General features: G+C 71.7%; 3 protein-coding genes. All 3 read right to left on the bottom strand.

Annotation, left to right across the window (positions count from 1 at the left end):
* The coding region (locus tag E1294_RS51610) for a TIGR04222 domain-containing membrane protein (RefSeq protein WP_132520601.1) at positions 1–780 on the bottom strand (780 nt) is incomplete at its 3' end.
* Between the two features lie 94 nt (positions 781–874).
* Positions 875–1,828 (bottom strand): TIGR04222 domain-containing membrane protein, encoded by a 954-nt coding sequence (locus E1294_RS51605; RefSeq protein ID WP_165977986.1) that lies wholly within the window; start codon positions 1,826–1,828, stop codon positions 875–877.
* 73 nt (positions 1,829–1,901) lie between these two features.
* The coding region (locus tag E1294_RS51600; protein WP_132520595.1) for a phosphoenolpyruvate carboxykinase domain-containing protein at positions 1,902–2,547 on the bottom strand (646 nt) is incomplete at its 5' end.

The raw sequence follows: 2,547 nt of genomic DNA, 5'->3' as shown, positions 1-2,547 counted from the left end.
ACCGTACGACGCCCGCCCCCTGCTCCAGCGCGGCGTCCGCGAGCCACCGAGACCCTCCCGCAGGTGCGCGTCGGGCGACGCGCCCGGACCGTACAGCGCGACGTTCATCGGTACGTCACCCCACCCCTGAGGGTGCGTCCTCATGGCCAGGGCGAGCCGCTCCATCCCGTCGCCGGTGAGCTCGCCGCGCCTGGACCTGCGCAGGTCCTCGCAGACGACCGTCGCGCTCACCGCCGTGCTCAGCAGAAGGAGCAGCCAGAGCAGCAGCTGCCACCGCGCGCCCTCGGCGAAGAGGGCCAGCAGCGTTGCGGCCACTCCCACGAATGCCAGCACCGACACCGCGCGCAGCCCGTTCACCAGCTGCCGCAGGCGCTCCAGCCGGTCGCCTCGCAACACCAGGCCCTGCTCCGCGAGGTCGCGCCTGAGCCCGTCCATGGCCGGGCTCTCACCTGTCTCCCGCCTCAGCGCCGCCGCCGAGATCCCCGAACGCGGGACGGCGGCGAGGGCCGCCCGCTCGATGGCGTCGCGCGACACGGGCGCCTGCACCCGGTGCAGACGCGCTCCACGTGAGACGCGGAGGTCTCCCGTGTGGGTCAGCAGGGTGATGGCCGTGGCGGCCACGTGGTCAGCTCCGCCCGCCAGATAGGCGAGCGCGTAGTGGCCCAGCTCGCCGGCGTGGAATGCGGCCGCTTCCTGGACACGTACGCGTTGGATCGACCGAACGGTGACGACGACGTGCGCCGCCAGACCCACCGAGACGATCAGCATGAACACGTCCATCACGGTCTCCCTCGGCAGTGCCGGAAAGGACTTCTGCCTGATGGACGCTTGGGCGAAGGTCAAGGTTTCGTTCTGCTCATTTGGATCGCGGGGATCACGAACCGCCACCACCGCCGCCGCCGCAGCTCGATCCACCGCCCCCACAGCCCGACGACCCTCCGCCGCAGCCCGATGAGCCGCCGCCGAAGTCCAGGCCGCCGAAGGTGATGCCGTCGGAGCCGCTGAGGGTGCCGCAGGAACCGGCGCAGTCGCCGCCGGGCACGCCGACGGACAGCTCGTCGCAGAGCATCCGATCGCCTGACTCGCTCAGCCCGTACAGTGCGACCGGGATCCCCACGGCCAGGGAGAGCGAGCGCGGATCGCGTACCCCCCTGGGATGGTGGGCGTGGGCCGACCGCAGAACCACGCGGCCCTCGCCGGTGACGACGTTGCGCAGCCTGCGCTTCTGCCGGTAGAGCCCGATGAGGCCGGTGACGACGGCGAACAGGCTGAAGAACACCGCCCCTACGTACACCGTCTCCTCGCCCGCCACACCGGCGACGGCCAGCACGACCACCAGCACCAGATAGCCCGCGGCCCCGGCCACCGCGAGCCGCTGCAGGCCACAGTGCCGCCGGGCCGTCGCGAACGCCGACTCCGGCACGATCAGCCCCTTGCGCTCCAGCCCGACGGCGAGCTCGGTGAGCGCGGGATGCGTCTCAAGCTCGCGGCGCAGCTCGCCCGCCTGGTAGCCGCCGGGCCGCGAGGCCAGCGCGTCGAGCACCGCCTGCTCCAAGGGCTCCGGCGAGGGCGACGCGCCGTACACGGCGGTGACCCGCGAGCCACGCGAGACCCGGACGGCGCCGGCCGTCGCGAGCACGGCCAGCGCCGTGTTCAGCGTCCGGCGCGGCCCGCCGGACAGGTAGGCCAGCTCGTACGGCCCCAACTGGTGTCCGCCTCCGGCGGACGCCGTCCCGCTGACCCGCCTGCGCTCGCGTTCGACACGATTCTCGGCCGCGCTGACCAGGACCACCACGGCGAGCGCGACAACGATCAGGACGTAGTCCACGGCGGCCCTCCCTCTGCGGTACGGCAAGCCGCCAAGTTAGACGGCGCAGCCGTACCGCACAAGGGGACATCGCTCAGCCGAGGCGGTCGAGCAGGGCGTTGTACTCCTCCCACAACTCCTTCGGCAGGTGCGCGCCGAACTTCTCGAAGTGGGCCGGGATCAGCGCGGCCTCCTTGCGCCACACCTCGCGGTCGACCGTCAGCAGCACCTTGAGGTCCTCCTCGGACAGGTCGAGACCCTCGGTGAAGAGGTCGGCGGGCAGCAGGCCGATGGGGGTGGGCACCGCCTTGGCCTCGCCGTTGAGCCGGTCGACGATCCACTTGAGCACGCGGCTGTTCTCGCCGAAGCCGGGCCAGACGAATGCGCCGTCGGCGTTCTTGCGGAACCAGTTGACGTAGTAGATCCGGGGCAGCACGGCGCCCTCGCGGCGGCCGACGTCCAGCCAGTGGCCGAAGTAGTCGCCCATGTTGTAGCCGCAGAACGGCAACATCGCGAACGGGTCGTGGCGCAGCTCGCCGACCTTCCCCTCGGCGGCGGCGGTCTTCTCGGAGGCGACGTTGGCTCCGAGAAAGACGCCGTGCTCCCAGCTCAGCGACTCTGTCACCAGAGGAACGGCGGTGGCGCGGCGGCCGCCGAACAAGATCGCTGAGATGGGCACGCCCTTGGGGTCCTGCCACTCGGGTGCGATGATCGGGCACTGGGAGGCGGGGGTGGTGAAG

This window comes from Nonomuraea diastatica (genome assembly GCF_004349015.1).
GTDB classification, from domain to species: domain Bacteria; phylum Actinomycetota; class Actinomycetes; order Streptosporangiales; family Streptosporangiaceae; genus Nonomuraea; species Nonomuraea diastatica.
Note: the sequence above shows the minus strand (reverse complement) of the source record. Positions and strands in the feature narration are given on the sequence as shown.